The organism is Kribbella sp. NPDC050241, assembly GCF_044459685.1.
Lineage (GTDB): Bacteria > Actinomycetota > Actinomycetes > Propionibacteriales > Kribbellaceae > Kribbella.
In genome coordinates, this window is record NZ_JBITJE010000002.1 from 436,785 (window position 1) to 462,838 (window position 26,054).

A 26,054-nucleotide genomic window follows, 5' to 3' on the forward strand; every position below is an offset into this window, starting at 1 on the left:
ATGGCAACGACAACACCAACAAGGACCCCGGTGGCCGAGGCCCCGATACCGAATCATCAGCCCGAGATCCGCCGGGCCCGCCGGAAGGCGAACCTGGTCGGGTGGTTGTTCATCAGTCCGATCGTGGTCGGAGTGGTGGCCTTCCAGTTCTTCCCGATCCTGGTCTCGATCGGGGCCTCGCTGACCGACTGGAACGGCATCTCGGCGCCGAAGTTCGTCGGGTTCCGCAACTTCACCGAGCTGTTCGGCAACGACCCGCTGTTCATCCAGACGTTCAAGAACACGATCTACTTCACGCTGGCGAGCATTCCGCTCACGATCGGGATCGGCCTGGTGCTGGCACTGCTGTGTGCCCGGCCGATCCGCGGCGTCGCGTTCTTCCGGACGGCGTACTTCGCGCCGTACGTGACGAACGTCGTGGCGATCGGGTTCGTCTGGTTCTGGTTCTTCCAGCCGGACAACGGCGTGGTGAACGGGCTGCTCGACCAGATCGGCATCCCCGGGCCACAGTGGTTGTCGAGCTCCACCTGGGCGATGCCGGCGGTGATCATGGTCAGCGTCTGGCAAGGCATCGGGTACCCGATGATCATCCTGCTCGCGGGGCTGCAGGGTCTGCCGGCGGAGTACTTCGAATCCGCGAAGATCGACGGCGCCGGAGCGTTCCAGCGGCTGCGGTTCATCACGCTGCCGCTGCTGACGCCGCACTTCCTGTTCCTGCTGATCACGCAGTTCATCACGTCGTTCCAGGTGTTCGGCCTGATCTACGTGATGACCAAGGGCGGGCCCGGCCACGCCACCAGCGTCTACATCTTCAACATCTACCAGAACGCGTTCGGCTTCGGGAAGGTCGGCTACGCCTCCGCGATGGCGTGGATCCTCTTCGCGGTGATCGCGGCCGTCACGTTCCTGCAGTGGAAGTTCCAGAAGAGGTGGGTGTTCTACTCATGAGACTGGTGAGCAAGACCTCGCAGTACGTCGTGATGTCGCTGTTCGCGGTGATCTTCCTGGCGCCGTTGGTCTGGATGGTCAGCGCGTCGCTGCGGCCGGAGGCGAAGGTGCTGTCGGTGCCGCCGCAGTTCCTGCCCACCGACGCGCAGTGGGACAACTACCGGCAGGTCTTCGAGCTGATCCCGGTGTTCCTCTGGAACAGCGTGAAGCTGGCCGGGCTGAACGTGGTCGGCATCCTGATCGTCGCGTCGATGGCGGGCTACGCGTTCGCGCGGTTGCGGTTCGCCGGCCGGGACGCGGCGTTCATGGTGCTGCTGGCCACCTCGATCATCCCGGGCATCGCCTACCTGATCCCGCAGTACATCGTGTTCCGCCAGATCGGCTGGGTGGACACGCAGTACCCGCTGTGGGTGCCGAAGGTGCTCACACCGGTGTTCGCGACGTTCCTGATGCGGCAGTCCTTCCTGACCATCCCGCAGGAACTCGAGGACGCGGGCAAGATCGACGGGGCGTCCGCGTTCGGCATCTACTGGCGGATCATGCTGCCGCAGACCAAGCCGGCGCTGGCCGCGATCGGGGTGTTCACCTTCCTCGAGTCGTGGAACGACCTGTTCGGTCCGCTGATCTACATCAATTCCGAGAACCTGCAGACGCTGCCGGTGGCGCTGGCCCAGTTCCAGGGCGAGTACTTCACCCAGATCAGTCTGCTGATGTGCGGGGCGACCGTCTCGGTGGTCCCCGTCATCGTCGTCTTCCTCTTTGCGCAGCGCTATTTCATCCAGGGCATCACGATGACAGGAATGAAGGGGTGAGCACCGTGCCGGAGCGGCTCGTTGCCATGCAGATCGGAGCGGTTTCGTTCGTCGACGAAGGCGTCGACCAGACACTCGACATCCTGGCCGACCGGGGCGCGGTCAACGCGCTGTTCCTGGCCACACCGACCTGGACCCGGGGCACCGGCGGGCGCCAGATCCCCGGGCACCCGATTCCCGACCACGGCGTCTCCGAGTACGACCTCGGCTGGGTCGGCGGCAACTACGCGACGCCGCATCCGCAGTACTACGCCAACACCGCGCTCGGCTCGGTCGGCCGGGCTCCCGAGCATCCCGAGCTCGACCTGCTCGGCGAGGTCATCCCGAAGGCCCGTGAGCGCGGGATCAAGTCGTTCGCCTGGATGGAGGAGAGCGGTGGCGCCCGCGAACTGCGGACCTACCCGAACTTCGCCAAGGTGCTTGAGGTGGACGCATGGGGCCGTCCGGGCCGCCGGCCATGCTTCAACAACCCCGACTACCGCAACTGGCACCTCGGGTTCGTCGAGGACTACGTGCAGAGCTACGAGCTCGACGGTCTGGCCTGGTGCTCGGAGCGGCCCGGCCCGCTGAACATGCTGATGCAGGGCACCGTCGAGGTGGCCGAGATCGGCTGCTTCTGCCGGCACTGCCAGCAGATCGCCCGCGACCGCGGGATCGATGTCGACCGCGCGATGCGCGGCTACCGCGAGCTGGTCGAGTGGAACCAGCGGGTCGGTGCCGGCGAGCGTCCGGTCGACGGCGCGTTCGTCACGTTCTGGCGGATCCTGCTGAACTTCCCCGAAGTGCTGTCCTGGCAGAACTTGTGGACCGAGAGCCAGCGGCAGCTGTACCGCGACATCTACGGCGTCGCCAAGGCGATCTCGCCCGAGGTACAGGTCGGGTGGCACGTCTACCACAACATCTCGTTCAGCCCGTTCTACCGGGCCGACCAGGACTACGCCGAGATGGCCAAGTTCTCCGACTTCATCAAGGTCGTCATCTACAACAACTGCGCGGGCCCGCGGTTCTTCACCTGGGTGAAGAGCATCTGCGGCTCGCTGTTCGCCGACGCCGAGCCCGAGGACGTCTATCCGTTGATGATGAAGCTGCTGCAACTCGACGAGGGTGCGTACGAGAAGCTGCCGCAGACAGGCTTCACCGCGGACTATGTACGGCGCGAGACCGAGCGGGCCGTCGCCGGAGTCGGTGGCCAGAGCAAGATCTACCCGGGCATCGACATCGACATCCCGGTCGGCGTCGCCAAGCAGCGCGGGCTGGAGAAGCCGCGTGACGTCGGCACCAAGATCAACTGGGACGACAACGAGGGTGAGCTGACCGCCTGCACCCGCGAGTCCGTGCGGGACGCGACCCTGGCCGCGTTCGAGGGAGGCGCGGAGGGCGTCGTACTGAGTCGCAAGTACTCCGAGATGCTGCTGGAGAACGTGTCCGGCGCCGGCGACGCGATCCGGAGTCTCAAGTGACGGTGCCTTGGTACCAGCGCACGTTGCGCTGGGCGCAGACCAACCTGACCGAGAAGGACCCGGCCCGGTACGACGCCGACTGGTGGCGCGAGCACTGGCGTCGTACCCGGGTGCAGGGCGTGATCGTCAACGCGGGCGGGATCGTCGCGTACTACCCGAGCAAGTTCGAGCTGCAGCACCGGGCCGAGTTCCTCGGCGATCGCGACCTGTACGGCGAGATCGTCGAGCTGGCCAAGGAGGACGGGCTGACCGTGCTGGCCCGGATGGACTCCAACCGGGCCCACCAGCCCTTGTACGACGCCCATCCGGACTGGTTCGCGGTCGATGCCGACGGCAACCCCCACCGCGCCGGGAAGCTGTACGTCGCCTGCGTCACCGGCCCGTACTACCGGGAGTTCCTCACCGGGATCCTCGAGGAGATCATCGAACGGACCGCGCCGGACGGCATCACCGACAACAGCTGGAGCGGTCTCGGCCGGGACACGATCTGCTACTGCCCGAACTGCCGGAACAGCTTCGGCCAGGACCTCCCCACCGGCGTGGACTGGGCCGACCCGGTCTACCGGCAGTGGATCCGGTGGAGTTACGACCGGCGGCTGGCGGTGTGGGACCTGAACAACGAGGTGACCCGCCGGGCCGGCGGTCCGGACTGCCTGTGGATCGGCATGAACGGCGGCGAGGTCGTTGCCCAGAGCAAGCGACTGCGGGACGACGTGGAGATCTGCAAGCGCGCCTCGATCTTCATGCTCGACTCGCAATGGCGGCACGACGAGTCCGGCTTCCAGGCCAACTCCGACAGCGGCAAGCGGCTGCACGGCCTGCTCGGCTGGGACACGCTGATCCCGGAGAGCACCGCCATGTACGACGCGGGCACGCCGACGTTCCGGCTCGGGAGCAAGCCCGCGCCGGAGGCCCGGATGTGGGCGGTCGAGGGATTCGCCGGCGGCATCCAGCCGTGGTGGCACCACATCGGTTCGGTGCACGAGGACCGGCGGCAGTACGCGACCGCCGAGCCGCTGTTCCGCTGGCACGAGGAGAACGATCGGTACCTGGTGAACCGCGAACCGGTCGCCACGGTCGGGCTGCTGTGGAGTCAGCGGAGCGTGGACTTCCACGGCAAGGCCGATCCGGAGACCACCAGCTGGTTGCCGTACCGCGGCTGGGTCGACGCACTGGTCCGGGCGCGGATCCCGTACCTGCCGGTGCACGAGGCCGACCAGCGGTTCGCGGTGATCGTCGTACCGAATGTCGGGGTGCTGACCGACGAGCAGTGCGTGGCGCTGCGCGAGTACGTCGATGGTGGCGGGCGGCTCGTGGTCACCGGTGAGTCGAGCCTGTACGACGAGTGGGGCGATCGGCGCGACGACTTCGCCCTGGCCGACCTGCTCGGCGTCCATCACGAGGGCAAGACGCTCGAGGCAGGCAAGGTCGACTGGGAGACGTACGCCGCACACACGTACCTGCGGATCGAGGACCGGGTGATCGCGGACGGCTTCGACGACACCGACGTACTGCCGTTCGGCGGGCAGTTGGAGGTGGTCGCGGCGTCCGGAGCGGCGGTGACGTACGTGCCGCCGTTCCCGATCTATCCGCCGGAGAAGTCGTGGATGTCGGAGCCGCGGACCGACGTACCCGTGGTGGTGCTCGGCGAGCAGACGGCGTACCTGGCGGCGGATCTCGACCGGATGTACGCGCAGTACCACCACCCGGACCACGGTCGGTTGCTGGCGAATCTGGTCCGGTGGGCCGCCCGGGACGACATCCCACTGCAGGTGGAGGGAGCCGGCGTACTCGACTGCCAGGTCTATCGGCAGGACGGTGCACTCGTGCTGCACCTGGTCAATCTCGATCAGGGCGGCGCGTGGCGTGGGCGGCTGGAGGAGCTCACGCCGGCCGGGCCGTTCACCCTCCGGATCCGGGGGACCGGCGACCACGCCCGCTTCCTGGTCGCGGGCGGGGAGGCGGAGGTGAAGACCGAGGACGGCTGGATTACGGTCGAGGTGGCGAGGATCGCCGATCACGAGGTCGTGGTTGTGACTGAGAGGGAGTGAGTTCGTGGCAGTCGAGGTCATCGGTGCACGGCGCGCGCGGTACGACGAGATCCTGACCGAGCGGGCGCTCGGCCTGATCGAGCGGTTGCACCGCGAGTACGACGGGCGGCGGCGCGAGCTGCTCGACCGTCGCCGGGAGCGGGTCGCCGAGATCGCCGCCGGCGGATCGCTGGGATTCCTGGCGGAGACCAAGGACATCCGGGACGACCCGGACTGGCGGGTCGCCGCGGCCGCGCCGGGGCTGGTCGACCGGCGGGTGGAGATCACCGGGCCGACCGACCGGAAGATGACGATCAACGCCCTGAACTCGGGCGCCAAGGTCTGGCTGGCCGACCAGGAGGACGCGAACACGCCGACCTGGGACAACGTGGTCGGCGGCCAGCTGAACCTGCTCGACGCGATCACCCGCACGATCGACTTCAGCACCGATGCCAAGAGCTACGCCCTGAAGCCGGACGACGAACTGGCCACCATCGTCGTCCGGCCGCGGGGCTGGCACCTGCCGGAGAAGCACCTCCTGGTCGACGGCGAGCGGACGTCGGGGGCGCTGGTGGACTTCGCGCTCTACCTCGCCGCCTCCGGGCAGCTGCAGATCGATCGCGGGCAGGGACCGTACTTCTACCTGCCGAAGATGGAGTCGCACCTGGAGGCGCGGCTCTGGAACGACGTGTTCGTGACAGCGCAGGAGGAGCTCGGCATCCCGCGCGGAACGATCCGGGCCACCGTGCTGATCGAGACGTACCCGGCCGCGTTCGAGATGGAGGAGATCCTCTACGAGCTGCGCGAGCACTCGGCCGGTCTGAACGCGGGGCGCTGGGACTACATGTTCAGCGTGATCAAGACGCACCGGACCCGGGGCTCCGACTTCCAGTTGCCGGACCGCAACAGCGTCACGATGACGGTCCCGTTCATGCGGGCCTACACCGAGCTGCTGGTGCGGACCTGTCACAAGCGCGGCGCGCACGCGATCGGCGGGATGGCGGCGTTCATCCCGAGCAAGGACCCGGCGGTGAACGAGCAGGCGTTCGCGAAGGTCGAGGCGGACAAGACGCGCGAGGCCGGCGACGGGTTCGACGGCTCGTGGGTCGCGCACCCCGGGATGGTCGAGACCTGCCGGTCCGTCTTCGACTCGGTGCTCGGCTCGTCGCCGAACCAGCTGGGCAAGCTCCGCGAGGACGTCCAGGTGACGGCCGAACAGTTACTCGACGTCGCGTCGACGCCCGGTGAGGTGACCGAGGCCGGGCTGAGGAACAACATCAGCGTCGCGATCCAGTACCTGGCCGCGTGGCTGGAAGGGACCGGCGCGGTCGGGATCTTCAACCTGATGGAGGACGCGGCGACGGCCGAGATCTCCCGGTCCCAGATCTGGCAGTGGCGACTCAACGGCGTCGTACTCGACACCGGGGAGATCGTCACGACCGAGTTGGTCGAGCGGATCGCCGACGAGGAGATCCTGAAACTCGACCAGTACCTGCGCTACCAGTCCGCGCGAGCGTTGTTCCTGGAGGTCGCCAACTCCGAGGACTACGTCGACTTCCTGACCATCCCCGCCTACGAGCGCTTCGACTGAGCCGCCGAGATGGGTTCACCCATCAAAGTGTGGGTTGGCCAACCGCAGGCGATGGGCTAACCCACACTCTCGTGGGTCAACCCAGGAGACGGTGGGCTCCGGGGCGGCGGGAGTGATGGGTTTGGGGAGTGCAGCTCATCGGATCCAGCGGATCCAGCGGGCTGCACTCCCCAAACGCACACATTCAGCGCACGATCGGCGCGCTGCCGGGCTAGCTGCGCTCGGGTGGGTCGACGTTGACGGTGGGGATGCCGCCGCCTGCCCGGGCGATGATCGCGAGGGAGGGCTCGCTGGTCGGGTTGCTCTCGCGGTGCACGGTGAAGGCCGGCACGTGGATGAAGTCCCCGGCGACGGCGTCCAGGTACTCGTCGCTGCCCTCGAACTCCATCCGCAGGACGCCGGAGACGATGTACAGGCTGCTCTCGTTCTTGTCGTGGTGATGCCAGCCGGAGATCGCGCCGGGATCCGTGACGACCTTCCCGGCCCAGAGGATCGGCAGCTCGAAAGCCCGCATCCGCAGCATGCCCGAGGTCGGATCGGCGGCCACCAACTCCCCGGCACGAACGACCCGAATCGGCTGACCCATGGCACCAGTCTGCCTCCGCCGGAGCTGATCCCGCCACCTGGTCAGCGCGTAAGGTGCGAGGATGGCGAGCGTTGTGTTGCGGGTCCGGCTGACGAGCGGCGACCACCTCGATGTCACCTACGAGGAGTCTGCGGCGGCCGATGAAGACGAAGTTGCCGAGCACGCTGTCGTGGCCCTCACGGCCGACGGCGGCATGCTTCGGTGCAGACACGGCGACCGGCTTCTCGTGCTGTACGCGCGGGGAGTCGCCGCGATCGAGATCGCGCCGCGGGGTGCGGTCCTGTAACCGCTGAGTGCGCCCGGATGCCCTGGCGCCGGCTCGCCAGGGCATCCGGATCCGTTCAGCGGTTGGCGGGGTAGGCGGCGTCGACTTCGACCTCGACGAGCCAGCCGGTCACCGGGAGGTTCTCGATCTCCAGGGCGAAGCGGGAGGGGCGGGACTTGTTGACCACGAACGGCTTGGCGGGTGGCGCCGTACCAAGTGGGACCGGGACGTACTGACCGGTGGTGAGGTCGGTGTTGGCGAAGTACTGGCGGTAGGCGCGGTTCCAGCCGGCGAAGTCGGCGGTGGTGGCGCCGGCGGGGTTCTGCAGGAAGACGCGCATCGTGTAGACGTCCGCGTACGACAGACCCGCCGCCTGGAGGTTCTCGCCGATGCGGCGAAGCACGTTGATGCCCTGGGCCTCGGTGATGGTGACGCCGGCGGGCAGCGCGCCGCCAGGGAAGACGATGGTGTCGACGTACGACGCTTCGGACCCGGCGGGAGCGTCCGTGTTCAGGGCCGTCGGGCCGATGCCGCTGGTCTTGTAGACGGGAGTGTTGGCCCCGATGCCGACACCGGTGGCGATCATCGGGTTGGACTGGCCGGCCGGGAGAGCGGGCACGACGGTGCCGGCCTTCGGCGGCTTCGGTTTGTCCCACCAGCCCGCGGCGGTGGACGCTCCGGCGGTGAAGGTCACGACGACGGCGACCAGGCCGGCGATCAGGCGGGTCTTCATCGGCCCGCCGCCACGCGGTCGTGCAGGGCGGTCACGGTCGCGCGGGCGGAGACGATCGCACCGTGCTGCCAGGCGATGGTGTGGGACAGATGGTCGCCGGCGAAGTAGATGTTGCCGGTGGCATCGAGGAGCCGGGCGTAGATCCCGTCGGTCTGGGACGGCCAGCTGACCCAGGACGCCTCGGAGTACTTCGTGCCCATCCAGTTCACCGAGAACGCCGCCTTGACGTCCTTGGTGTACACGTCTCCGTGGATCTTGGCGCCCTGCATCAGGGCGCGTTCGAGCCGGGCGGCCGGCGTCAGAGCGCCGTACGCGGTGGCGTTGGCGCCGGTGTTGTAGTAGCCGATGACCGTGCCGCGCTCGCCGTGGAAGCCCGTCGACGGGTACCAGGTGTTGACGGTGTCGAGGCTGCTGTTGGTGATACCGCCGTAGATCTTGTGGTCCTCCTCCCACCAGCGGCGGCCGTACTCGATGCCGAGCTTGCCCGCGTTCGTCGGCCGGGCGTACTTCAGGGCCTCGAGGATCGGCGCCGGCAGGTTGGACGGGACCTTCGCTGCCAGGTGCGGCGGCAGCGTGCAGATGGCGTAGTCCGCGGTGAGCACCCGGCTCCGCGTTCCGCTCTTGTAGGTGACCTCGACGCCGGCTCCGGTGTTGCTCAGTCCGGTCACCTCGGCGCCGTACTGGATCTTGTCCTTGCCGATCGCCTTCTCGAACGCGTACGGGATCCGGTCCATCCCGCCGACCGGCTGGAACATCATCATCGCCTGGTCCCAGCCGAACTCGAACGAGAAATAGTTGCCGACCCCACTGGCGAAGACATCGCTCAACGGGTACGGCGCGGCCGTCGTACCGCCCTCCAGGCCTGCGCCCGGCTCGACCTCGTAGCCGCGACGGCCGTCGGTGCCGGTGTAGGCGAAGCCGGCCGCCTTGTTCCCGATCGCGCCGAAGCTGCTGAGGAATCCGATCAGCGCCTGCTTGTCGGTCGCCGTCAGCAGGCTGTCGAGTGCGCCCTGGTCGGTTGCCGTGGCGAGCAGTTCGGAGACGTAGCCGTACACGTCGGCCTTGGCGGTGCGGTGCCGGATCGCCTTGCCGGAAAGGGCTGTTGAGCCTTCGCGGTACAGGTACGCGTCGGCGTTCTGGTTGACGAACGGCTCGATCGCGACGCCGAGCTCACGGCAGTACTCGAGCGTCAGGTGGTGCTGTGGGAGGCGGCCCGGCCCGGCGTTCATGTACTGGCCGGGGGAGAACGTCGCCCGCTGGGTGTTGCCGGCCAGATCGGTCTCCGTGGTGCCGCCGCGGACCGTCCAGTTGCGGCCGCCCGGCCGGTTGCGGGCTTCCAGCAGCGTGACCTTGTAGCCGGCCTTGAGCAGTTCGTACGCCGAGGTCAGGCCGGCGATCCCGGCACCGAGAACGACGATGTGCTTGGTGCCGCGGCCGTTCAGCTCGACTCGCGACGGAGCGGCGTACGCGGGGGTCTCGGCGACGCTCGTGAGGCCGAGCGCCGACATCGTGGAGTACAGGACACCGGCCCCACCGGTGATACCGACCTGCTGCAGGAATTGACGTCTGGTTTGCGCCATGCCTTCTCCTCACTGGGCAACGGGGGTAGCTGACCAGAAAGGTAAGGACCTGATGTTTTCGCTCTGTGTCCGGGCGGTGACGAGCTGAGATCGATACTGACAGGTATGTTTCGGGTTAACGAACCTGTTGGAGCTGCGGCCGTAGTGCCTTCACGACCGGCGCGATCTCGGCGTACACCCCCGGGTAGTTGGGTTCGGCGCAGCCGCTGCCCCAGGAGACGAGAGCGAGCAGGCGGCCGTTGAGGACCAACGGTCCGCCGGAGTCGCCCTGGCAGGCGTCGCCGGTGCCGTCGAGGTAGCCGGCGCAGACGTTCGACGCGGCTGCATAGCCGCCGGCGACGTACTCCTTGTTCGCCAGGCAGACGTCGTCGCCCAGGTCGGGCACGGCCAGCTTCTGCAGGGCGTCTTCGGGTCCGGTCCCCGCGGTGTCGCCCCAGCCGTAGACGGTCGGTACGACGCCGCGCCGATCGGCCTTCGGGTTCGTCTCGAGTCGCATCATCGGAACGCCGGTGAACGGCGTGGCCAGGGTCAGGACGGCGAAGTCGTTGCGGTTGGTCTTCGCGCTGTAGTTCGGATGGATCCACACCTTGCTGATCCCGGACACCCGGCCGACAGTGTCGTCCCGCAGATCGGCCCGACCCTGGATCGCCGTGTACGTCGTCACCGCCCTGCCCATGCAATGCGCGGCGGTGAGCACCTTGTCCGGCCGCACCAGCACCCCACTGCAATAACGTCCGGTCGGCCGCGCGGACGCCGTGTTGGTCAGCGCCACCGCCCACGGAGCCTCGCTGACACTCGCCAGCGTGCCTCCGACGATCAGCTTCTTCCCTGTCGACGCCGACACCGCTCCCGCGGACACCACCACGAGAATCATCGCCAGCACAGCAGCCCGTCTCAGCATGCCGACGAACTTACTCCAGGTAAGCATGTGACAGCGGAAGGTGGCCACCCCGGCCACGCATGCCGGGGTGGCCACGTCAGTGAGTTCAGGCTCGGTAGGCGGTCCACATGTTGCTCATGCGGGTGCTCTGGTTCGGCGTGAACTGGTTGTAGCAGGAGTCGTAGGAGTAATCCATGTAGTTGTGGATCGGGTCCAGACCGGGCAGCGAGCAGGAGTCCCGGCCGGTCGGGCAGCCGTTGGTGGGGCTGCTCTGGGCCGGGGTGTCCGCGACCTCGTCGTTCGTCGTCGTACAGCCGCCCTGGAAGGTGTGGTAGAGCCCGAACCAGTGGCCGGCCTCGTGCGTCGCCGTCTCGCCCAGGTTGTAGTTCGTCTCCGAGCCGCCGGGCAGCGAGGTGTACTGCACCCGGATGCCGTCGATCCCGGGCTGGCGTGCGTAGTCCCACGGGAAGGTCGCGATGCCGAGGTAGGCGAAGTCGACCAGCCAGATGTTCAGGGCGTTCGCGCCGCCCTTGCGGGTCTGCTTGCGGTAACTGCTGCTCTGCTTGTCCTGGTGCCACTGGGTGTTGTTGTAGCGGAACGTCCCGGCCAGCGTGAACGTGAAGCCGGTGTTGGCCGCCTGTGACGACTCCTGACCGCCGAACGTCTTGTTCAGGACGGCGATCTGCTGCGAGATCTGGGTGTCGGTCACGTCACCGTTGCCGGCTGCGTCGCGCATCACATTCACGTAGACCGGTACGGTCGCCGCCGCCAGGGCGCCCTTGGGTACGCCGATCCCACGGGCGGCCTTGGCCTTCAGAATCTGCGCGGTCCTGGCCTCGATCGCCTTCTGTTCGGCGGCGGAGATGTCGCGGGTGTCCGGGCCGTGGCCGCCCTTGGCAGCGGCATTCCCGGGCGGCACGAAACAGTCGGACGCCGGTGCATGATCCACCGGAGGTCTGGCCGACGCCTGGCCGCTGAGCGGGCTGAGAAGGAGCGCGGATCCGGCCAGCAGGACGGCGGCGGCGCGGGGACTGGGGATGAAAGATCGCATGGCGCGTTCCTCCGAGGTCGGGCCACTGGGCGGGCGGCCGGTTGCCCGGCATCCTCCGCAACAAAGTCCCTGCTCCGGAAGCGATCGCGGTCGATTCTCCGGCGGTCTAGGGAAAACCTTCGGTGCTCGCGGGGGAGCGCAGGCTTCCGTAGCGTTCCATCCTTTGCCAGCGCAGCCGGGAACCAGCCAGTGCGGTGAAGACGGACTGGATGACCACGAGGTACATCAGTTGCCGGTAGACGAACTGTTGCAACGGCAGCGTCCACAGCGGTCCGGCTCGTTCGCCGTCCAGGTGGAACGCATAGCGGCCCATCGCGAACTGCAGCGCGAGGAACCCCAGCCAGACGAGCCCGACGCGGAGCGGGTCGAGGAACACCAGGCCGTAGATCGCGAAGACGTCGACCACCGGCGCGAGCAGCGGCAGGAGAACCTGGAAGAGCATCAGGTAGGTCAGACCGCGGCGGCCGAGCTTGCCGGCCTGACCGCGCTGGACCCACGCGCCCCGGTGCTTCCACATCGCCTGCAGCGTGCCGTAGCACCAGCGGTATCGCTGCCGCCACAGCGCACCGAGCGACGCAGGGGCCTCGGTCCACGCGACCGCACGCTCCTCGTACACCACTCGCCAGCCGTCGCGGCACAACGCCATCGTGAGGTCGGTGTCTTCGGCGAGTGTCACCTCGCTCAGCCCGCCAATGCGTTCCAGCGCCGTACGCCGGAATCCGCCGACCGCACCCGGGACGGTCGGCATGCACTCGGCCAGGTCGAACAACCGGCGGTCCAGGTTGAACCCCACCACGTACTCGATGTGCTGCCAGCGACCGAGCAGGCCGCGCCGGTTGCCGACCTTCGCGTTGCCCGACACAGCACCGACCGAAGGATCGGCGAACGGCTGCACCAGCATCCGCACGGCGTCGCGTTCGAACACCGTGTCGCCGTCGACCATCACGATCAGGTCGAAGTGCGCGGCCTGCAGGCCGGTGTTGAGTGCCACCGGCTTGCCCGCGTTCCGTTGCCGGATCACCCGCACCCCGGGGATGCCCATCGCCTCGACGATGTCCGCCGTACCGTCGGTCGAGCCGTCGTCCACGACGATCACCTCGATCGGGTGGTCCGAGGCGACCAGCGACCGGATCGCGGCCCCGATGCCCGCGCTCTCGTTGTACGCCGGGATGATCACGCTGACCGGTTCGGTGACCGGCTCGCCCCACGACCAGTCCCGCATCCGGGCATGCCGCCGGGCCGCCCACACCGTGGTGATCGCGCGGAGCACGCTCAGCGCGCCGGCGGCGTACAGGAACCAGGTGAGCAGGGACTGCACGCCGTCGCTCACCCGCATCGCCCAGATCGCGGCGAGCCCGCGGCCGCGCTCCAGCAGGCCGGCGTCGTGCGTCGGCTGCGGGAGGCCGACCGCATCGCTCACGGTGGCGAACTTGAAGCCACGGGCCTTCAGCGTCGGGATGAGTTTGGTGAGCGCCGCGACGGTCTCACTGCGGTCACCACCGGCGTCGTGCATCAGGAGCACCTGGCCCGCGGTGCCGCGCGGCGTCGAGTTCGCGATCACCTTGGCGGTTCCCGGCCGGCGCCAGTCCTCGCTGTCCTGGGTGGTCAGGACGGTCAGGTAGCCGGCCTGCCGGGTCTCCTGGATCGCGGTCCAGTCCGCATCGGTGAGCGCGTCCGGCTCGGACGAGTACGGCGGACGCAGCAGAGGCGTACTGAGGCCGGTAGCGCCGGCCAGGACCAGCTGGCTCTGGCGCAGCTCGAGTGACCGGCGCCAGCCGGGCGCCGTGCTCAGGTTCGCGTGGGTGAACGTGTGCATCCCGATCTGGTGGCCCTCGGCGACTATCCGGCGGGCCAGCGCCGGGTGGGCCGCGACCTCGGTGCCGACGACGAAGAAGGTCGCTTTCACGTGCTGCGCCTTCAGCACGTCGAGGACCTTGGGGGTCCAGACCGGATCCGGCCCGTCGTCGAAGGTCAGTGCGATGGTCCGCTTGGCCGGCCGGACCGAGCGGACTTCTCCTGGCTGGGCGTCGATCACCGGACCCCCACCGGCGATCGCCCGTGGTACGGCGCCGGCCGGGCCGCCCGAGGTGACTGCGCCGTCAGGTTCCGCCCCGAACAGGTGGTGGGTGTATCCGTTCAGGAGCAGCATGCTGGACAGGCAGACGAGCAGCATGCTCAGCACGATCCAGTGGGTCCGGAGCGGGACCTGCTTGGCGCGCCGCGCGACCGCGCGGCTCACGGCTTGGCGGGTGACTTCGTGCGACCAGGTGCTGCGGTCGGCTTGTTGCTGTGGGTCGTGGTCGACTTACCGGGTGGCGTGGTGGGGGAGCCGGAGAGGTGAGTCGTCGGTACGACTGTCGGCGTGGTGGTCGGGATGACAGTCGGCGTCGTCGTTGGGCTCGTGGTGGATGACGGCGTACCGCTCGATCGCACCGGCGTGCCGGTCGGGTTGCCTGAGGTCGGCTTCGCCGACGGATCGATCGTTCGAACGGCTTCTGGGACCGGGGTCAGCTGCGGCTTCGGTCGTGTGACGGCCTCTGGCAGCGGGATCAGTGGGGTGTCCGGACGTGGCCCGCCGAACAGGCTGCTGGCCGTCAGGACGAGGTAGGCGGCCGCGGGCACGGCCAGCACCACCCCGGCACGACGCAGGGTTCGGCGACGGCGCCCGGTCGAGTCCAGAAAGACCGGGCCTCGGGAGGAGGGCGACTTCACAAGCCGGGGAGCATACTAGCTACCCATCGGTCAGGCGAGATCCGCAGGGCAATGTGCCGCCGGCGCCCGAGGTGGCTACTGTCGTCAGGTGCAGAAATGGCCTGGTCGTCCTTACCCTCTCGGTGCCACGTACGACGGTGCCGGGACCAACTTCGCGGTGTTCTCGGAGGTAGCGGAGCGAGTAGACCTGGCCCTGGTCGCCGACGACGGGACCGAGCAACTGGTCCAGCTGACCGAGGTGGACGGGTTCGTCTGGCACGCGTTCCTGCCGGCGGTCCAGCCGGGGCAGCGGTACGGGTTCCGGGTGCACGGCCCGTACAACCCGGCCGAGGGGGACCGGTGCAACCCGTCCAAGCTGCTGCTGGATCCGTACGCGAAGGCCATCGACGGGCAGATCGACGGTGACGAGTCGCTGTTCAGCTACCGGTTCGGCAACCCGGACGAGCTGAACACGATGGACAACCGCGAGCACACGATGCTGTCGGTGGTGACGAACCCGTTCTTCGACTGGGGCAACGACCGGCCACCCGGGCATGCCTACCACCAGACGGTCATCTACGAGGCGCACGTGAAGGGTCTGACCAAGACCCACCCGGCGCTGCCGGAGGACATCCGCGGCACGTACGCCGGGATCGGGCACCCGGCGATCGTCGAGCACCTCAAGGACCTCGGGGTGTCGGCGATCGAGCTGATGCCGATCCACCAGTTCGCCCAGGACGGCCACCTGCAGGAGCTCGGCCTGTCGAACTACTGGGGTTACAACACCATCGGCTTCTTCGCGCCGCACAACGACTACGCGGCCGGCGGCACCCGCGGTCAGCAGGTGACCGAGTTCAAGACGATGGTGAAGGCCCTGCACGAGGCGGACATCGAGGTCATCCTCGACGTGGTCTACAACCACACCGCGGAGGGCAACGAGTTCGGTCCCACCCTGTCGTTCAAGGGCATCGACAACGCGGCGTACTACCGGTTGGTGGACGCCGACAAGCGGCACTACTACGACACCACCGGCACCGGGAACAGCCTGCTGATGCGGCACCCGCACGTGCTGCAGCTGATCATGGACTCGCTGCGCTACTGGGTCACCGAGATGCACGTCGACGGCTTCCGCTTCGACCTGGCGGCCACGCTGGCCCGCCAGTTCCATGAGGTCGACCGGCTGTCGGCGTTCTTCGACCTGGTCCAGCAGGACCCGGTGGTGAGTCAGGTGAAGCTGATCGCCGAGCCGTGGGACGTCGGCGACGGCGGCTACCAGGTGGGCAACTTCCCGCCGCTGTGGACGGAGTGGAACGGGAAGTTCCGCGACACCGTGCGGGACTTCTGGCGCGGCGAGAAGTACACGCTGGCCGAGTTCGCCTCCCGGCTGACCGGCTCGTCGGATCTGTACCAGGACGACAGCCGCCGGCCGCTGGCGAGCATCAACTTCATCACCGCGCACGACGGCTTCACGCTGCGCGACCTGGTCTCCTACAACGACAAGCACAACGAGGCGAACGGCGAGGGCGGCAAGGACGGCGAGAGCCACAACCGCTCGTGGAACTGCGGCGTCGAGGGCGAGACCGAGGATGCCGACGTACTCGAGCTGCGGGGCAGGCAGCAACGCAACTTCCTCACCACGCTGCTGATCTCGCAGGGCGTGCCGATGATCGCCCATGGCGATGAGCTGGGCCGGACGCAGGGCGGCAACAACAACGTCTACTGCCAGGACAACGAGATCGCCTGGGTCGATTGGGAGCTCGCCGATCCGCAGAAGGATCTGCTGGAGTTCACCAGCCTCCTGGTCAAGCTGCGCAACAACCACCCGGTCCTGCGCCGCCGCCGTTTCTTCCACGGCGACACCGGTGTCGACGGACTCGGCGACCTGGTCTGGTTCACCCCGATGGGCACCGAGATGCAGAACGGCGACTGGCAGCGCGACGACGCCCGCGCGATCGCGGTGTTCCTCAACGGCGACGCGATCTCCGAGCCGGACCAGCGCGGTGAGCCGGTGGTGGACGACTCGTTCCTGGTCCTGCTGAACAGCGACTACGAACCGCAGGACTTCCTGCTCCCACCCAAGGAGTACGGCGAGAACTGGACGGTGGTCGTGGACACGACGACCGCGCAGGGCAGCGCGAGCGACGAGCCGCATGCCGCCGGCAGCACAGCGCGACTGGAGGCACGCAGCACGCTCGTCCTGACCCGCCCGAGGCAGGCTGCGGCATGACAGGGGTCCCGCAGGCCACCTACCGCTTGCAGCTGCACGCCGGTTTCGGGTTCGACGACGCCGCCACGGTGGTCCCGTACCTGGACAGCCTCGGGATCTCCCACGCTTACCTGTCCCCGATCCTTCAGGCCGCGCCCGGCTCCACCCACGGGTACGACGTCGTCGACCACAGCCGGCTGTCCGACGCGGCGGGTGGCCGTCCCGCGTTCGACCGGCTGGCCGCACGGCTGCGCGACCATCGCATGGGCGCGGTGGCGGACGTCGTACCGAATCATGTGGCGGTGCCGACGCCTGCGCGGCTCAACAAGGCGTTGTGGTCGGTGCTGCGGGACGGGCCGGGGTCGCCGTACGCCGAGTGGTTCGACGTCGACTGGGGTTCGGGGAACCAGCCGTTGCTGATGGCTGTGCTGGGTCAGCGGATCGGCAGGGTGCTCGCGGACGGCGAGTTGTCGGTCGACGGCGACGTACTGCGGTACTACGAGCATGAGTACCCACTCCGGCCGGGCACCGAGGATCTGCCGATCGCGGAGCTGGTGACGGAGCAGTGGTATCGCCTGGCGCACTGGCGGGTGGCTGACGAGGAGCTGAACTACCGGCGGTTCTTCGACGTGGACACGCTGGCCGCCGTACGCGTGGAGACGCAGGAAGTCTTCGAAGCCACGCACGAGCTGCTGCTGGAGCTGCTGCGCGAGGGCGAGCTCAACGGCTTCCGCATCGACCATCCGGACGGTCTGGCCGACCCGCGCGGATACCTGCGCCGCCTGGCCGAGCGGACCGGTGGTGCGTGGGTCGTGGTGGAGAAGATCCTCGAAGGCGATGAGGAGCTGCCACGCGACTGGCCCTGCGCGGGTACCACCGGGTACGACGCTCTGCTCCGCGTCGGCGGTCTCTTCGTTGACCCCGCGGGTGCAGCGCCGCTGTCTGCCCTCCATTCCGAGCTGACCGGTGAGCCTGCCGACTTCGCACCCGTTGTGGAGCAGGCGAAGCGCGAGATCGTCCAGCACGGGCAGTACGCCGAAGTGCACCGCCTGGTGGAGTTGCTGGCCCGCATCTGCCAGGACGACGTTCGGCTGCGTGACCACACCCGTCGCGCGTTCCATGAAGTGGTCGTCGAACTGCTGGTCCACTTCGACATCTATCGGGCGTACGTCGTCCCAGGGGAGCCACCGTCACCGACGGCGGTGCAGGCGTTGGAGCGGGCGGCCGAGAAGGCGCGGGAGAATCTCGACGACGACCGGCGGGAGACACTGGATGTCGTCCTGCATCTGCTGCTGGGTCGAGAGACGAGCCGGATCGACGAGCATGCGCGGCATGAGCTGATCGTCCGGTTCCAGCAGACCTGCGGCCCGGTGATGGCGAAGGGTGTCGAGGACACCGCGTTCTACCGGTGGTTCCGGCTGACGTCGCTGAACGAGGTCGGTGGGGATCCGGAGCACTTCGGCGTGACGCCGGAGGAGTTCCACGCGTTCGCGGCCAGGCTGAACCAGCACTGGCCCAAGACCATGACCACGCTGTCCACCCACGACACCAAGCGGTCCGAGGACGTACGTGCGCGCCTTGGTGTGCTGTCCGAGCAGCCTGCTGCCTGGTCGGAGGCGGTGCGCGAGTGGCGTCGGCTGTCGGAGGATCACCGGAGCCCGCTGCTCGACGGCAGCACGGAGTACCTGTTCTGGCAGACACTCTTCGGCACCTGGGACGACGGACCGCTGCCCGAGGATCGCGTGCAGGCCTATCTGCTCAAGGCGATCCGCGAAGCGAAGCGCCAGACAACCTGGACTTCACCGGACGAGGAGTACGAGCAGGCCGTCGCCGCCTTCGCCACCGCGATCCTGGCCGACTCCGCAGTACTGGACTCGGTACGACGCTTCGCCGCCAAGCAATCCGGATTCGTCCGGGCGGCGACGCTCGGCCAGAAGCTGGTGCAGTTGACGATGCCCGGCGTACCGGATGTGTACCAAGGCACTGAGTTGGTCGACCTGTCCTTGGTGGACCCGGACAACCGGCGGCCGGTGGACTACGAGGACCGGATCGCCCGGTTGCTGCAGCTGGACGAGGGTGGCAAGCCGGACGACCTGTCGGACGAGAAGCTGCTGGTCACCTCGCGAGCACTCCGCATCCGCCGGCAGTACCCGGAGGCATTCGCGGGCAGCTACACCCCGCTGCCGACGTCCAACGGTCACGCCGTTGCCTTTGCGAGGGGAGACGCGGTGATCACCGTGGCGACCCGGCTCCCGGTCGCTCTGCAGCGCGTGGGTGGTTGGGGCGACAGCACAGTGGTGCTGCCGAGTGGCCGATGGAAGAACGTGTTGACCGGCCGCGAGGTGGGTAGTGGAGCAGCCCGGATTCACGAGTTGCTGGAGGACCTCCCGGTGGCCCTGCTCGTAAGGAGCTGAATGCACACCTTCCGTGTCTGGGCGCCGAACGCGTCGTCGGTCGACCTGGTGTTGCGCGACGGCGTACTGCCACTGCGTTGGCCGGCGGACGGCTGGTGGACGCGGGACGTGGTCGAGGCATATCACGGCACCGACTACGCGTTCTCCGTCGACGGCAGCGAGCCGCTGGCAGATCCGCGGAGCCCGTGGCAACCGGACGGTGTGCACGGCTTCAGCCGAGTCTTCGACGAGGACCGCTTCCGCTGGACCGACGGTGACTGGACCGGCCGAGGCGTGCGCGGCTCAGTGTTCTACGAGCTGCACATCGGCACCTTCACTCTGGAAGGCACGCTGGACGCGGCCGCCGACCATCTGGACTACCTGGTGGCGCTTGGCGTCGAGATGGTCTCGCTGATGCCGGTCGCCGCCTTCCCCGGCCGCCACGGCTGGGGGTACGACGGTGTGGACCTCTACGCCGTCCACGAGCCGTACGGCGGTCCGGAAGCGCTGCAGCGGTTCGTCAACCGGTGTCACGAAGTCGGTCTGGCCGTCTGCCTCGACGTCGTCTACAACCACCTCGGTCCGAGCGGGAACCGCCTGGACATGTTCGGCCCGTACTTCACCGATCGACACGCGACGCCGTGGGGCCGGTCGGTCAACCTGGACGACACCGGGAGCACCGAGGTACGGCGGTGGATCTGCGACAACGCTCTGCGGTGGTTCCGGTCGTTCCACTTCGACGCTGTGCGGCTGGACGCCGTACATGCGCTGACTGACGAGAGTCCGACGCACCTGCTGGCGCAGCTGTCGACGGAGACCGCGGTGCTGTCGCGGGAGCTCGGACGGCCACTCGGGCTGGTGGCGGAGTCGGACCTGAACGACCCGCGGATGGTGGAGCCGGTAGCCGAGGGCGGTCTGGGGATGACCGCGCAGTGGAGCGACGACTTTCACCATGCACTGCACACGCTGCTGACCGGCGAACGAGCCGGGTACTACGTGGACTTCGGTGAGCCGGGTGTGTTCGCGAAGACGCTCACCCAGGTGTTCCTGCACGACGGGTCGTACTCGACGTTCCGTGGCAAGGACTGGGGCCGGCCGGTCGACCCGGCCAAGCATCGCGGCAGTGAATTCCTCGCGTACACGTCGAATCACGACCAGGTCGGCAACCGTGCGCTGGGCGACCGGCCGGCGCTGACCCCCGGCCAGCTCGCGATCGGCGCTGCTCTGGTGATCACGTCGCCGTACACGCCGATGCTGTTCATGGGCGAGGAGTGGGGCGCGTCGACGCCGTGGCGCTACTTCACCGACCACGACGAGCCGGAGCTGGCCGAGGCTGTGCGCAGCGGTCGGCGGCGGGAGTTCGCTGCGCACGGGTGGAACGCCGACGAGGTCCCGGACCCACAGGATCCGGCGACGTGGCGTAGTTCGGTCCTCGACTGGACCGAGGTCGACGAGCCGCCGCACCGCGAGCTGCTGGCCTGGTACCGGGACCTGCTGGCCCTTCGCGCCCGAACGCCGGAGTTGCGCGACGACCGGCTCGCGTCCGTCGGCATCGAGTCCGGCGCCGACGGGGATTGGATCGTGGTCACCCGCGGCCGGTTGCGTGTCGTGGTGAATCTGACCGCGGTCGAGTCCGTGGTCCCGGTCGACGGTGTCCCGACGTACCAGCTGATGGCTTTCCTACCGGCCGAACCGGTCGGCGAGGGTGTCCGGTTGGCGGGTCACGGCGTCGCGATCGTCACGGTCTGAGACTTTCGAACGCTCCTATTTCCGGCGCAATCCAACACAACCCGGCGTTCGAGCCTGTTCGTCGATGGTGATTTCCGGGATCGCTTGCCTCCGGCGCGCTGGAGGCGGACTGTGTAACCGCCAGGGGTGTAGCCGGGGGGTTGACGGGAGGATCTGGATGACAGTCGGAGGCGTCGACACTTACTACGACTACGAAGAGAAGCAGTGGAAGAGCCGGCGGCTGGGAGGCGGACCGATCCGCCGCGGCCCGGTGTGCCCGGCCCCACGAACCGCTGACCATGCGGTGCACGAATCTCCCCGCGAGCGGCATCCGGCCGGTCGCGACCACGAGAAGACCACGACCGCCCTCGCCTGAGAGACCGGACTGACACACCGGTGACAGGGCCCGCCAGATCAGGTCACCGACAGCAGCCGGCAGTCACCACAGCGGCCGTCGTGCCGGAACCCGACGGCCGCTGCGGGCTGACCGAGCTCCCCGCCGGACCAGAGGGCGTGATCGACCGCCCGCGCGATCGGCTCAGTCCTGGCTCGGTGCCCGGCTGGTCGAGGGGATGCGCAAGGCGCAGTCCCAGCGGCTGCGTGCACTGGGCCGGATGCCGTCCACGGACGAGCTGCGTTCGCTGCTGCCGGACGACGTCCTGGTCGCGGCCGAACGCTGAAAAGGTTCGGTAGGACAAGGTTCGGAAAGGACTGGCCGGGGGCGAGAGCGAGGTGGTTCCGGCGTCGCATAGAGTGACTGGGGTCACTACCGGATCGGAAGGACCCGCCGCGATGGCCGATGCAGGCAAGCAGGGGAAGCGCTCGTACGCGGAGTTCGATGTGACCAAGCCGAGCATCGCCCGCACCTACGACTACCTGCTCGGCGGCAAGGACAACTTCGCCGTCGACCGCGCCTTCGGGGACCGGTTCATCAACGAGTTGCCCGGTTCGGCGGTGATCGCCCACGACAACCGCGGGGCGCTGGTCCGGGCGGTCCAGCAGATCATCACCCACACGCCGGTCCGGCAGTTCATCGACCTGGGCAGCGGCCTGCCGACCGCGGACAACGTCCACCAGGTCGCGCAGCGGTACGTGCCCGAGGCGAAGGTCGTGTACGTCGACAACGACCCGATCGTCCTCGCCCACGGCCGCGCCCTCCTGGCCGAGAACGAGCACACCACCGTGATCCAGGCCGACCTGCGCGAGCCGAAGGCGATCTACGAGCACCCGGACACCACCGCGCTGATCGACTTCGCCAAGCCGGTCGGGATCATCTTCAGCGCCACACTGCACCACGTGAACGACGACGAGGACCCGGCCGGTCTGGTCCGGTTCTGGTACGACCGGATCCCGTCCGGCAGCCATGTCTTCATCAGCCACTTCCGCAGCGAGAACGACCCGCGCAGCCAGGAGCTGGAAGAGGTCCTGCAGGGCTCACTCGGCCGCGGCCGCTGGCGCACCGACGAGCAGATCCTCGCGCTGTACGGCGACGGGTTCACCGTCCTCGAGCCCGGCCTGGTCCCGGCGGTCAGGTGGCGCAACCGCGAGCCCGTCGAAGAGCTCACCGACTACCAGCCGCTGATCGCCGCCGTGCTCGCGGTCAAGGACTGATCAGCCCGACTTCCACACGAAGATCGAACAATCGCGCCGCGCCGGCAGCCCGGCGGCGGAAGCCCCGGCGCCGTGACCTGAAGCTGCCGTTCAGCTCAGGAAGCGTTCCGCCGTGAGGAAGCCGAGTTGCGCGGTCTTCGTGGTGCCGTCCGGCAGCGTGATCTTGACCTCTGGGCCGATGGTGAATCCGGACCGGTACAAGCGGTCGACCGCCCGTTCGTTGCGCGTATCAGGCTCGGCGACGAGCCGCGGATGACCGAGGTGGACGAACACGAACCGGCCGAGCGCCCGCAACAGGTTCCCGGTGAACCCCGGCCGCGGATCACCCGGCGCAACCAGCAGATGCGCCCCGATGTCCCCGGCCTGGATCTCGTACGCCGCCCCGACCGGATCGGCCTGTGGATCGTACGTCTGCAGCAGCCCGATCGGCACGCCGTCCAACCGCACGACGTACACGTGATGCGTCGGCACCGAGTCCAGGAACTCGTACGTCGCCGCGACCTCGTCCCGGGACAACTCGCCCATGCCCCAGAAGGTCGCGCGGTCGGCCGTGACCCAGCCGTGGATGAGGTCGAGATCTCGCAACGGATCCGCCTCCACGATCCCGACCGTGCCGAAGCCCTCGATCTCGTGGGTGAAACTCCGGTCCTCCCGCTCGAGCCTGTCCCACTCGGTGACGATCGGCGCGAGCTCACCGCGCAACCACAACGGCAGCTGATCGTGATGATGCGGCTCGCCGAGTACGCCGGACGCACCCAGCGGCACCACCCATCGGCTGGCCGACCGATCCGCGAGATCCCAGGCATAGCGCGCAGCCGAGCCGCGTACGCACACATCGGTCAGGCCTGGCAGGGACGACGTCGACATCACACAGTGATGGTCGCCGGACAGCTCAAGGTCGAACGGCTCCTCGCCCGGCGCGAAGACCGGACCGCGCAACGCGTGCAACGGCGCCAGCTGGTGCGTCTCGCCCCACGGCGGCCGGCGCTTGCGTGCGGCAACTTCTTCCAGCGCCTCGCGCGCCAGCCAGGACACGTTGACGTCCGGGATCAGCTCGGTCGTGAGCAGGTTCTCCACCGCGTACGAAACATGCGTGAGCACGTCCATCCACGGCACGAACAGCTCGGGGACCTGCGCGTCCTCGAGTACGCCGAAGTGGTCGGCCAGCCGCGAGACGAGCGCCTTCCGGATCGCGGCGTACGACGAAGCGGTGCTGCTGGCCGCGTCCATCCGCCGGTCCCAGCCGAGCAGTTCGGTGCGCAAGGCAACGGCTTCCGGCGACAGCTCCTCAAGGCCGGCGAGCAGGGCCAAGAGGTCCGCGGCCGACCCGAGGTAGGTGTCCTTGTGGATCGATGGCATCTCCGCGACCGACCAGCTCGCCTGTGACGACACCAGTTCGCGGATCCGGCGAGACCGATGTGGCGCGGCGAACTCGACGCCGAGTGAGGCCGCGAGCTCCCGTGCGTTCGCCATCACGGCCGGCCCGTCGACGGTTGCCCGCGGCATCGGGTCGTGCCATCCGTCCCACTGGTGGCCGGCTTCCCACGCCGGCACGACGCGCAGCATGTTGTCGCCGTGACGTCGCGGGACCAGCCCGGCGGTGCGATGGAGCAGCCCACCCGCGGTGTCGGCCGAGAGGATCACGTTGACCGGCTCCACCCAGTCGCCGACGGCCGCGTCGATGTCCGCCACGGTGGTTGCCTGGAGCAACTTCGGAAGGACCTCGAAGCCGAGCCGCCCCGTCACTCGCGGCGGGTACCGAAGGCTGATAGTCCGGGTCGAGTCGTTGACGATCACCGGGCCACGCTCGGTCTCGATCACCTCGACCTCGATCGGATCCGCACCGGCCACCTCGACGACCTCGGTGTGGACCTGCGCCGGCTTCCAGCCGTCCGGGCCGAGCGCTTCCAGTCCCGGCCCGGCCGGCCGGAGCTGCTCGGCGTACAGGTCCTGGTAGTCGGCCATCGCGTTGGTGATCGCCCAGGCGACCTCCCCGGTGTGGCCGAAGTGCGCGACGCCAGGGATCCCGGGGACGGCGAGGCCCAGCACGTCGTACTCGGGGCAGGACAACCGGATCTGCTGGTAGACGCCCGGGCTCTCGATGTAGCGGTGCGGGTCGCCGGCGACGATCGCCTGGCCGCTGCTGGACAGCGACCCCGGGATCATCCAGCCGTTGCTGCCCGCCGTCCGCGGTCCCTCCGAGGTGAACAGGTCGAGCTTGTCGTCGCCGAGGGTCCGCGCCACGTGGGTGCGCCACAGCTTGCTCGGGAAACCGGCGAACAGGATGTGCACCGCGAGCCAGATGCCCAGCGGCGCCCACGGCTCCCACTCCTGCAGCGTGAGGCCGGTCTCGGCGAACTCGGGAGCACGGGCTGCTCCACCGGGCAGCGCGTGGTTGACGCCCTCGACGTACGCCGTGATCCACTCGCGGGTCTGCTCGTCGAGCGCCTCGAAGCAGCGCTGCGCGGTGTCGGCGAGCCGGGCCTGCCGCGCGAACACATCCCAGCCCGCCGCCTCGGCGCCCAGGAAAGCCGCGCTGGTGCCGAGGAACCGGCGGCGCTCGAGCTCGAGCTGCCAGGCACGGTCGGCCGCGGCGTTGGTGCCTTGCAGGTACACGAGAGCCAGCGGGTCTCCAGCCCGCAGATGCGGTACGCCGTACGCGTCCCGGAACACCCGAGCATTCACTCCTGGCCTCGTTTCAGTTAGGTTAGGCTGCGCTAACTTACAAGTCAGATTCTTCGGCCGCAATGGCATCGACTCTAGGGGAGGTTCTCGTGGGGCACGGCTGGGAAGGTGTGGTGCTCAAGCTGTTCCGCGGGAAGGACTTCGTCTTCACCGTGACGGGTGCCGAACAGGTCACCGAGCGCTACCGCCGGGTGCACTTCACCGACGGCGGTCTACTCGAAGCCATCGGGGTTCACCCGACGATGTGGGTGCGACTGTGGTTCGACAACGCGGGCAAGGCGCACCAGCGGGCCTACACGCTGGTCGACCCGGATGTCGGGGCCGGGACGTTCAGTCTGGAGTTCGCGTTGCATGACGGCTGTGCGAGCGACTGGTCCCGCAAGGCCCAGCCCGGCGACACGATCGAGGCGACCGTGCAGGGGACCGGGTTCGAGGTGCCGGACCCGCTGCCCGCGCGGATGCTGGTGATCGGGGACCCGGCGTCCCTGCCGGCCATCAACTCGCTGCTCGCGGTCGCGCCGAAGCTGCCGGCCACGATCTGGTTCGAGACCTCGCACGACGCCGACCACTCGCTCCCGTTCCGGATCGACCCCGAGCGGCACGAGCTCCGTGCGATCCCACGGCCGGAACTGGTCGCGAGCGTCAAGGCGGATCTTCCGAAGCTCCTCGGCGAGGCGTCCGGCGCGTACGTCTGGATCGCCTGTGACACCGCCACCACCCGCGCCCTCACGACGTACGTCCTGAAGGACCTCGCCGTACCGAAGCACCGGGTGAACGCATTGGGCTACTGGAAGGCCGCGTAGC

20 protein-coding genes are annotated in these 26,054 nt (G+C 68.4%); 12 read left to right on the forward strand and 8 right to left on the reverse strand.

What is annotated here, in order from left to right; translation table 11 throughout:
* Positions 1 to 30: 30 nt before the first annotated feature.
* The 5 genes from ACIBG5_RS10045 to aceB are packed head-to-tail and all read left to right on the forward strand — an operon-like array spanning position 31 to position 6,841.
* Positions 31 to 948, forward strand: coding sequence for a carbohydrate ABC transporter permease (locus tag ACIBG5_RS10045; RefSeq protein ID WP_396391176.1), 918 nt, complete (start codon positions 31 to 33; stop codon positions 946 to 948).
* Complete coding sequence (locus ACIBG5_RS10050) at positions 945 to 1,760, forward strand: carbohydrate ABC transporter permease (protein ID WP_396391177.1); 816 nt, start codon at positions 945 to 947, stop codon at positions 1,758 to 1,760. The genes ACIBG5_RS10045 and ACIBG5_RS10050 overlap by 4 nt, the downstream gene beginning before the upstream one ends.
* On the forward strand, positions 1,757 to 3,220 hold the full coding sequence (locus ACIBG5_RS10055) for a hypothetical protein (protein WP_396391178.1): 1,464 nt from the start codon (positions 1,757 to 1,759) through the stop codon (positions 3,218 to 3,220). Before ACIBG5_RS10050 ends, ACIBG5_RS10055 begins: the two co-directional genes overlap by 4 nt.
* Entirely contained in the window at positions 3,217 to 5,271 is a 2,055-nt protein-coding gene (locus tag ACIBG5_RS10060) for an alpha-amylase family protein (RefSeq protein WP_396391179.1), read from the forward strand. Before ACIBG5_RS10055 ends, ACIBG5_RS10060 begins: the two co-directional genes overlap by 4 nt.
* Before the next feature lie 4 nt (positions 5,272 to 5,275).
* Positions 5,276 to 6,841: a malate synthase A gene (gene aceB / locus ACIBG5_RS10065; protein ID WP_396391180.1), complete on the forward strand. Its 1,566-nt coding sequence runs from the start codon at positions 5,276 to 5,278 to the stop codon at positions 6,839 to 6,841.
* A 211-nt stretch (positions 6,842 to 7,052) separates the two neighbouring features.
* On the opposite strand, the gene ACIBG5_RS10070 is transcribed toward aceB, so the two are convergent.
* Positions 7,053 to 7,427, reverse strand: coding sequence for a cupin domain-containing protein (locus tag ACIBG5_RS10070; protein WP_396391181.1), 375 nt, complete (start codon positions 7,425 to 7,427; stop codon positions 7,053 to 7,055).
* 61 nt (positions 7,428 to 7,488) lie between these two features.
* Between ACIBG5_RS10070 and ACIBG5_RS10075 the strand changes: the two genes are divergently transcribed.
* Positions 7,489 to 7,713: a hypothetical protein gene (locus ACIBG5_RS10075; protein ID WP_396391182.1), complete on the forward strand. Its 225-nt coding sequence runs from the start codon at positions 7,489 to 7,491 to the stop codon at positions 7,711 to 7,713.
* Between the two features lie 55 nt (positions 7,714 to 7,768).
* Here ACIBG5_RS10075 and ACIBG5_RS10080 read toward each other — a convergent pair whose 3' ends face one another.
* The 6 genes from ACIBG5_RS10080 to ACIBG5_RS10105 form a co-directional block, all read right to left on the reverse strand.
* Entirely contained in the window at positions 7,769 to 8,425 is a 657-nt protein-coding gene (locus tag ACIBG5_RS10080; RefSeq protein WP_396391183.1) for a Rid family hydrolase, read from the reverse strand.
* Positions 8,422 to 10,005, reverse strand: a complete 1,584-nt coding sequence (locus ACIBG5_RS10085; RefSeq protein WP_396391184.1) for a flavin monoamine oxidase family protein — start codon at positions 10,003 to 10,005, stop codon at positions 8,422 to 8,424. Before ACIBG5_RS10085 ends, ACIBG5_RS10080 begins: the two co-directional genes overlap by 4 nt.
* Positions 10,006 to 10,120: 115 nt before the next feature.
* Positions 10,121 to 10,906, reverse strand: coding sequence for a S1 family peptidase (locus tag ACIBG5_RS10090; protein WP_396391185.1), 786 nt, complete (start codon positions 10,904 to 10,906; stop codon positions 10,121 to 10,123).
* Between the two features lie 85 nt (positions 10,907 to 10,991).
* Complete coding sequence (locus ACIBG5_RS10095; protein ID WP_396391186.1) at positions 10,992 to 11,936, reverse strand: zinc metalloprotease; 945 nt, start codon at positions 11,934 to 11,936, stop codon at positions 10,992 to 10,994.
* Between the two features lie 106 nt (positions 11,937 to 12,042).
* Positions 12,043 to 14,175, reverse strand: coding sequence for a bifunctional polysaccharide deacetylase/glycosyltransferase family 2 protein (locus ACIBG5_RS10100; protein WP_396391187.1), 2,133 nt, complete (start codon positions 14,173 to 14,175; stop codon positions 12,043 to 12,045).
* Positions 14,172 to 14,648, reverse strand: a complete 477-nt coding sequence (locus ACIBG5_RS10105; RefSeq protein WP_396391188.1) for a hypothetical protein — start codon at positions 14,646 to 14,648, stop codon at positions 14,172 to 14,174. The genes ACIBG5_RS10100 and ACIBG5_RS10105 overlap by 4 nt, the downstream gene beginning before the upstream one ends.
* An 88-nt stretch (positions 14,649 to 14,736) precedes the next feature.
* Here ACIBG5_RS10105 and glgX point away from each other — a divergent pair, with 88 nt between their 5' ends.
* From glgX to ACIBG5_RS10130, 5 genes are all read left to right on the forward strand, one after another.
* On the forward strand, positions 14,737 to 16,854 hold the full coding sequence (glgX, locus tag ACIBG5_RS10110) for a glycogen debranching protein GlgX (protein WP_396391189.1): 2,118 nt from the start codon (positions 14,737 to 14,739) through the stop codon (positions 16,852 to 16,854).
* On the forward strand, positions 16,851 to 19,247 hold the full coding sequence (gene treY / locus ACIBG5_RS10115) for a malto-oligosyltrehalose synthase (protein WP_396391190.1): 2,397 nt from the start codon (positions 16,851 to 16,853) through the stop codon (positions 19,245 to 19,247). Before glgX ends, treY begins: the two co-directional genes overlap by 4 nt.
* On the forward strand, positions 19,248 to 20,975 hold the full coding sequence (gene treZ / locus ACIBG5_RS10120) for a malto-oligosyltrehalose trehalohydrolase (RefSeq protein WP_396391191.1): 1,728 nt from the start codon (positions 19,248 to 19,250) through the stop codon (positions 20,973 to 20,975).
* 157 nt (positions 20,976 to 21,132) lie between these two features.
* Entirely contained in the window at positions 21,133 to 21,330 is a 198-nt protein-coding gene (locus ACIBG5_RS10125; protein WP_131361650.1) for a hypothetical protein, read from the forward strand.
* 416 nt (positions 21,331 to 21,746) lie between these two features.
* Positions 21,747 to 22,565 carry an SAM-dependent methyltransferase gene (locus ACIBG5_RS10130; protein WP_396391192.1) on the forward strand — a complete coding sequence of 273 codons (819 nt, stop codon included), beginning with the start codon at positions 21,747 to 21,749 and terminating at the stop codon, positions 22,563 to 22,565.
* 90 nt (positions 22,566 to 22,655) lie between these two features.
* Here the strand turns inward: ACIBG5_RS10130 and ACIBG5_RS10135 are convergent, their stop codons facing one another.
* A complete protein-coding gene (locus tag ACIBG5_RS10135; RefSeq protein WP_396391193.1) occupies positions 22,656 to 25,250 on the reverse strand; it encodes a GNAT family N-acetyltransferase in 2,595 nt (864 codons plus the stop codon).
* Positions 25,251 to 25,339: 89 nt separating this feature from the next.
* On the opposite strand from ACIBG5_RS10135, the gene ACIBG5_RS10140 reads away from it, so the two are divergent.
* Positions 25,340 to 26,053, forward strand: a complete 714-nt coding sequence (locus ACIBG5_RS10140) for a siderophore-interacting protein (protein WP_396391194.1) — start codon at positions 25,340 to 25,342, stop codon at positions 26,051 to 26,053.
* Position 26,054: the final 1 nt, after the last annotated feature.